The sequence below is a fragment of the Sinomonas sp. genome (assembly GCF_036848755.1).
Classification (GTDB): domain Bacteria; phylum Actinomycetota; class Actinomycetes; order Actinomycetales; family Micrococcaceae; genus Sinomonas.
Genome location: NZ_DAIUJO010000156.1, coordinates 1 through 6,542, shown reverse-complemented (window position 1 = coordinate 6,542; position 6,542 = coordinate 1). Strand labels below are relative to the sequence as shown.

8 protein-coding genes are annotated in these 6,542 nt (G+C 65.1%); 4 read left to right on the top strand and 4 right to left on the bottom strand.

Translation table 11 applies throughout. From position 1 onward, the window contains the following. Positions 1-123 precede the first annotated feature (123 nt). Positions 124-507, bottom strand: a complete 384-nt coding sequence (locus tag V7053_RS17235; protein WP_334173495.1) for a nuclear transport factor 2 family protein — start codon at positions 505-507, stop codon at positions 124-126. 264 nt (positions 508-771) lie between these two features. Between V7053_RS17235 and V7053_RS17230 the strand changes: the two genes are divergently transcribed. The 3 genes from V7053_RS17230 (at position 772) to V7053_RS17220 (ending at position 3,429) form a co-directional block, all read left to right on the top strand. Next, entirely contained in the window at positions 772-1,551 is a 780-nt protein-coding gene (locus tag V7053_RS17230; protein WP_334173494.1) for a glycoside hydrolase family 16 protein, read from the top strand. A gap of 25 nt (positions 1,552-1,576) precedes the next feature. Next, a complete protein-coding gene (locus tag V7053_RS17225) occupies positions 1,577-2,326 on the top strand; it encodes a LamG-like jellyroll fold domain-containing protein (RefSeq protein ID WP_334173493.1) in 750 nt (249 codons plus the stop codon). Between the two features lie 368 nt (positions 2,327-2,694). Beyond that, positions 2,695-3,429, top strand: coding sequence for a response regulator transcription factor (locus V7053_RS17220; RefSeq protein WP_334173492.1), 735 nt, complete (start codon positions 2,695-2,697; stop codon positions 3,427-3,429). Between the two features lie 38 nt (positions 3,430-3,467). Here the strand turns inward: V7053_RS17220 and V7053_RS17215 are convergent, their stop codons facing one another. The 3 genes from V7053_RS17215 to V7053_RS17205 all read right to left on the bottom strand — a co-directional run bounded on the left by V7053_RS17215 (position 3,468) and on the right by V7053_RS17205 (position 6,123). After that, positions 3,468-4,646 (bottom strand): serine hydrolase domain-containing protein, encoded by a 1,179-nt coding sequence (locus tag V7053_RS17215; protein WP_334173491.1) that lies wholly within the window; start codon positions 4,644-4,646, stop codon positions 3,468-3,470. A 17-nt stretch (positions 4,647-4,663) separates the two neighbouring features. Further along, entirely contained in the window at positions 4,664-5,131 is a 468-nt protein-coding gene (locus V7053_RS17210; RefSeq protein WP_334173490.1) for an SRPBCC family protein, read from the bottom strand. A 176-nt stretch (positions 5,132-5,307) separates the two neighbouring features. Next, entirely contained in the window at positions 5,308-6,123 is an 816-nt protein-coding gene (locus V7053_RS17205) for a phosphotransferase (RefSeq protein WP_334173489.1), read from the bottom strand. Between the two features lie 115 nt (positions 6,124-6,238). Here V7053_RS17205 and V7053_RS17200 point away from each other — a divergent pair. Beyond that, the coding region (locus V7053_RS17200; protein ID WP_334173488.1) for a hypothetical protein at positions 6,239-6,542 on the top strand (304 nt) is incomplete at its 3' end.

Below are 6,542 nucleotides of genomic sequence, written 5' to 3'. Positions count from 1 at the left end.
TCGATCGGACAGGCGAGCTGCTGGACGTCATCCGCCAACGCGGGGTGCTCGCCGCGGCGGACGAGGCCGGCGCGTCAGCCGCTTCGTGAGGCGAGGGCCCGAGGTTCGCCTCGGGCCCTGGCCTCAGTGGCCGCCTGCGGCGAGGTAGTCGGCGGCGTTGTAGTGGATGCGGATGGTCTTGATGATTCCGTCTCTGAATTCGAAGAATTCCGCGAACCGGACGCTCGCATGGGGGAGGGCTGCGTCGTAGAGGACCGCGGCGCCGTCGTCTGTTGCGACCGCCTCGATGAAGGTGATCTGCCGGACCGCCTCGATAAAGCCCTTGACCCCCTGGGCGAATCTGCCGGCGCCCGATACCTGGCCGGCGATCGGACCGTCGAAGGTGAGGTCCTCGGCTAGGAGCGGGAGAAGCTCGTCGCCATCGCGGTACCGCTCGAGGCCGCCGAGCAGGACCGCGTAGTAGGAGCGAAGCGCGGCTGAGGTGTCGATAATGCCTTCTGCGGTCATAGCGCCCTCCTGGATGGATTCCGAATCCTCTGACCAGTCTGGGAATCTCGGCCAATACGTACAACTGCGTATTGCCCGAAGATTGCCGCGAGCGGAGCATGTACCACGGAAGCGCCGCGAGAGAGCGCTTCAGAGGCGACACATTCGTGTTTCAACCATCCGAGGTCTCCGCGCACCCCCGGACACCCGGCACGGGCTGGTCTCACCGTTGCCACCCCAACCTTCCTCCCCCGGCGCATTTGTCGGCCTTTGATCGGGGAGACCATGAGAAAAGCAATCCTCGCATTTGCCACGTCATCTGCCATGGTGTTCGCCACCCTGGCGGCGACGCTCACCCTTGGCACTGCAACTGCCACCGCCACGACTTCCACCAGCACTGATGGGACCCAGGCCGCCGTCGTACTCGGTTGGGGATCCGTGATAAACGGCGACGAGTTCAACTATGTCGGGGCGCCCGACCCCACTAAATGGAGGGTCTACAACGGACCGGGCCAGAACGGCAACGGCACCCGAACCCCGAACGCGTGGTACGTGAATGGCTCGGTGGCCCAAGTGACCGGTGACTCGAGCGGCAACACGGGCGGAATGTCTGCGATCTGGGATCGGAATATCGCCCCGTATCAGCGCATCGAAGCCCGGATGCGGACCAATCAACGAGACCCCCAATACCACCCGGTCCTGATCCTGTGGCCGGATTCCAATACCGGATGCTCGGAGATCGACTACGCCGAAGGCACCCAGAACACGACCCAAATCCACTTCTGGCTGCACTACCCAACGTGCGGCCTGCGCAATTCCGCCACGCAGACCATCGACACAACCCAATGGCACAACTACGCCGTCGAATGGTCCCGCAGCGGGATCCGCGGCTGGATCGACGGGGTGCAGTGGTTCAACGACACCAGCGCCGCAGCTCAGTCCATGACCGCGCCGATGCACGAGACGGTCCAGCTCGACTGGTTCCCCGCGGGCTACACCACGCCACCGCAGGTTTCGTGGATGCAAGTTGACTGGATCCGGCAATATGCGGCGCCAACCCAATGACGCCCCTGAAGGAGAGCAAATCATCATGCGACCATCGAGGCAGCTCATTCGTGTTGTGGGAGCCGCAGCGGCACTCGCCCTACCAGTCATAGGCGGGCCGACAGTCCTTGCCGCACCTGCGTACGCCGTCACCTGCCAGCCGGCAACGAGCACACCGACCGACGGCTATCCGGGCACGGTCGTGGTTGCCGACAACTTCGAATCCGGCACGCTGTCCGCGTACTCCGTCCAGACCAGCGGGACGGGAACGGCGTCCGTCTCCTCGGCCTACGCGCACGACGGCGTCTGCTCCGCCTACCTGCACGTCACCTCTGATTCAGGTTCTTTGGCGGACTTCTCGGCCGCGCTCCCTTCGGGGACCCGGCAGGTCTACGCCGACGCCTGGTTCGACATCACGCAGGCTGGGCTCTCGGGCAACGATGTGCCGTACTTCCGGTTCTTCTCCGGGAGCACGCGCTTCGTCGATGTCTACCGGTACAACAGCAACGGCCAGCTCTGGCTGCGGGTTCTCGCCCCCGGCGGCTCCTTCACGTACACCCGGCTGATCGGATCCAGCATTTCGCTGGGGGCCTGGCACCACGTCGTGATGCATGTCATTCCCAACGGGAGTGCGTCAACGGTGGAGGTGTGGTTCGACGGCGCGAAGGTCTACTCGAGCTCCAGTGTGAATACCGTGGCTTCGACCGCAACCCGTGTGCAGCTGGGTGCCGAGCATTACCAGCAAATGGGCGATTCCTATATTGATGACCTCATCATCAAGAGCGTCACCAATTGAACGGATGAACCGGTAGCCCACCGAGTCAGAGCGCCCGCACTCAGGAACCCCTTGGCAGGAGCGGGCGCCCGCACCTCTAGTGCGCCGTCCCGTCGCGGCGCACTAGAGCCATGCTCCCCCGCGGACACTTTTTCAAGGCCCTAGGTTCCGGATTCGGAGGCTTTCACATACCCGACACTTGAGCGCCGGTTATGTTACTCGCGAGTTGGCAGAAATTGATCGCGCAGTCTCGGTAGTCCTGCCCTCGGTGGGGCTCAAAGGAAGTCGTCCGCCTCCCGAGGTTCTCCGCATCGATGGCACTTGTAGGCAGACAAGCGGCATTCCTACTCTCGACGCATCGGAGCGAGCAGAGAGTCCGGAGGCGTGTCATGGAGCCAGCTACGGAACTTGCCGCGGATCTCGTCGGCCTGCATGGCCGGGACGAGTACCTCCGCGCAGCAAGCGAGCTCCTCTACAAACTCTTCCCCGGCGAGAACGTCGCGTGGAATGTCCTTGACGGCGACGCGCCGAGTGCCGAAGTCTCCGTTTATCCCGACTGCCCGCTGGATGATGCTGATGTCGCGCGAATCCTGCTGGAGCTCTGGGAGGACCATCCCCTGGTTCTCAGCTACGTAGAGGCCAGAGGCGAAGCAATCTGGAGCCCGAGGCGACTGAGCGACCTCGTGACCGACGGGCAGCTCTACCGGACGCGCGCTTACCGCGAAGGGCTCGCCCGGCTCGGAACGAACAGGCAGCTCTCCTTCCTGGCCCAGAGGACGTCGCCGCTCCGCATCCAAGGTTGGACCATGAACCGGCTGGGAAGGGACTTTTCGGACGACGAGGTGGATCTCGCCCGCCACGTCCAACCTGTGCTCAGGCTTCTCGATCTGGCGTTCTCGGACGGACGGCTCGGTCGGCAGTGGGAAGGGATCGCCGAGGAGCACGACGTGACGGGCAGGGAACAGGAGATCCTTCGTCTCCTCGCCCAAGGGCTCACCGGAATGGCGATCGGCCATCTTCTTGGCATCAGCCCGCGGACGGTCGCGAAGCACCTCGAGCACGCGTACTCCAAGCTCGGCTGCACGAATCGTATCGACGCGCTCAGGCTGCTCAGGGGCGATTGAGGGGGCGGGTCCAGCCGCGGCGCGGCCGGGCCGGCCGGTCACGGCGCCGGGCAGAGCGCGTCGAGTGTCTGGTTGAGCGTCGAGTCGATCTGGGTCTCTATCAGGTTGCGGTGCCGATCGCCGCTCGGGTCCTCAGCGGTGGTTGGGAGCGGCGGTGGGGCGACATCCATGCTCGCGGTGTACTTCCCGTCGTCGCTCGCGATCCCGACGGCGATGTGATCCGCTTGGATTCCCACTGAAACGAACCGACGGCTGCTCGCGCTGCACCCCACCGAGCCCTTCCAGATGCCGAGCCCGTAGGGGCCCGCACCCGTGCCCTTCTCCATGAGCGCCAAGGAGGAGGGCGCGAGGAGCCTGCCGCCGAAGAGGGATCCGAAGAAGGTGTTCAAGTCGGCCATGGTCGTGGTGAGACCCCTGCTGGAAGAGCCGGCGAAGTGGGTGTTGTCTGTCGTGTCGATCTGCTGGTTCCGCAGGGTGATGTACCCGTGGAGGATGTCGGGTTGGGCGGGCTCGACGTGCGCCAGGGTCGTGTGCTGCAGGCCGAGCGGGGCGATGACCTCCTCGTCGAGCACGTCCGGGAAGGGCTTCTTCCGCAGGGTCTGCACGAGCAGGCCGAGGGCGATGTAGTTCGTCTCGGTGTAGCTGAAGAGGCCGACGCTCCTGGCCGGCCACGGCTGAGTCCCGGCATCCGCGAGCGCCTGTGCAAGAGGGAGCGGCTGGGCGAGTTGTGGCCGTAGGTCCACGTCCGGGAAGGAGACGGGAACGTAATCGGGAATCCCGGACGTCTGGGCGAGCAGTTCACGGACGGTGATCGGCCCGGGAGGGTGCATGACGGAAGTGAAGTTCGGGATGACATTGTTCACGGGGTCGTCGAGGCCGATCAGGTGATCCTCGACGAGCTTGAGCGCGGTCACGGCCGTGAGCGTCTCCGTCACACCGCCGACCTCGGAGCGATCAGTGGGCTGGGCCTCGCCTTTGCCCTCGAGGCTGCGGACGCCGTAGGCCTTCGACCACTCCCCGCCGGGCCAGCGCACCTGGACGACGGCGGAGACCGCGCCGTCTTTCAGGAACAGGTTTGTCTGCTGGTCGATGGGATCGGTGGGCGCGCTCGGCGGCGGCGGGGAGGTGGAGTCTGCCGGGCCTGGGGCGCTGTACTGGCAGGCGGCAAGCAGGAGGGCGAGGAGGAGAGCCGCGGCCTCGCGGGATCTGGAAGCCATGGTGGCCACCCGCCGATTTAGGCCTCGCCCTGCTCCGTGTTCCCGTGCGTGAGGATCTCGGAGAGTGTCGCGAGGTCTGCGCGGACTTGGTGTGTGTACGCCCGGTTGACCATCGCATCGGCGAGTCGGCCGAAGACTCCACCGAGGCCCGAGGCTGCTTCGAGGTGGTACCTCATGCGCGTTCCGCTGTCCTCTGGTGTGATGGTGTAGGTCACGGTGAACGGGAGCTTGCTGCCGTCAAGGGTCTTGCTGACCCACTTCGTCGGGCGCTCATGTTGGACCACCTCGGTCGTCCAGTCGAACGTGATCCCCAGGATCTTGCTCGTCCCCTTGATGCGGGAGCCGACGTCGACCGGTCCGTCGCCTTCTAGCTCGCAGCTCTGCACTGTGGCTTGGAAGGACGGCACGTTCGAGGGCTCGACGACGTAGTCGAAGACCTTCTCGGGAGGGACGGGGATGACGATGCTCTCGTCGACAATGGGCATGGCCCTCTTCTTTTCAGCTGAGGTAGTTCCCGGCGCCCTTGCCTGTGATGATGCGGTGTACCCTCAGCGGTGTTCCGCGCCGATACGCTTCCCCGCCCCCGATGCGATCAAGGTACGACGGCGACCGGACACGCGCGAGACCCGAAGCGGCCTTTTCTCCAGGCGGTTGCACGTCCCTACGCCAGCAGCGCTTCGACCAGCTGATCGTGTGTTGCTTCGAGCCACGCGACGCGTCGCTGGATCCGCTCCCCCGCGCCGTCCTGCCACATGCGAAGCCAGCCGCCGCCGTCGTGCTCGGCCCGGTATTTCATGAGGTACCAGCTCCGCTCGCTGCGGCGTAGGGCGGTGGGGAGCAGGAGTTCGCGGCCGCGGGTGTCGAGCCCGTAGGCGTCCGCGATGATGCGCGTACGGGCGACGGCGTCGACGCCCTTGAGCGGGTCGCTCCTGTCCTCGTCGGGGGCAAAGGGCGCCCACCACATGCACAGGTTGAAGACCTCGTCGACCCGGGTGGCCGGCTTGGCGAGGTCGAAGTCGATGAGGGCCACTGCCTCGCCGCCGCGGAAGACGACGTTCTCCGGCGTGATGTCCAGGTGGCCGATGAAATCGGGCTCTTCGGACGGCGCCGGCGGCATCCCCGGGATTTCCGGCGCGGCGAGAGCATTGAGCACGTCCGACGACGGCGCGAAGCCCGCCATGGCGTCGTCGAGGCGCCGCACGAGGCGAGCCAGGGAGACGAGGCGGTTCTGGTCGGCGAGCCAGTCTGGATGGGGGCGGTTGGCGACCTCTCCCTCGATGAAAGTGAGGGTTTCGCGGCCTTGTTCGTCGATCCCGAGGAAACGCGGGGCGCCATCGAAGCCTCGGTGCTCGAGGTGTCGAAGGATCCCGTGGACGAGTGGCGAGTGTGGGCCGAGCGGTCGTCGGACGGTGTCCCCGACGCGCACGACACCCTCGGTGACATCGCCGCCGGGGAGGGGGATCTCTCGTTCGCTCACGCCTCATCCTATTGAGGACCAGAGTCTCAAGCGCACAGGCGACTACGGCCCACGCTCGTTTGTCGGCCCTCCCCTTTAGCCTCGGAATGAAGCTGACGTGAGGGGAAGGGTGCCAGTGCACGAGATCGGAGTCATGCGGTACAACGGCGAGAGCCACATGATCAAAGCATTCTTGTCTTTGCATGGAGAACTTACTCGGGTTATCCACGAACTCTGTTTGTCCAAGGGACCCGACGCCCTCAAGAACCATGCAGCCGACGCCTTGGAATGTCTCGTTGGCGATCCGTCTGGCTCACCAGGTCCTCTCGATCACCTTCTCGGTCTTCGGATCCAGAATCACATCGCTCTCTTCGGACCCATGGCCTTCGTGAAGGCGGTGGCAGCCGAGTTCGATGTGGACTTCATCGTCGAGGAGTACG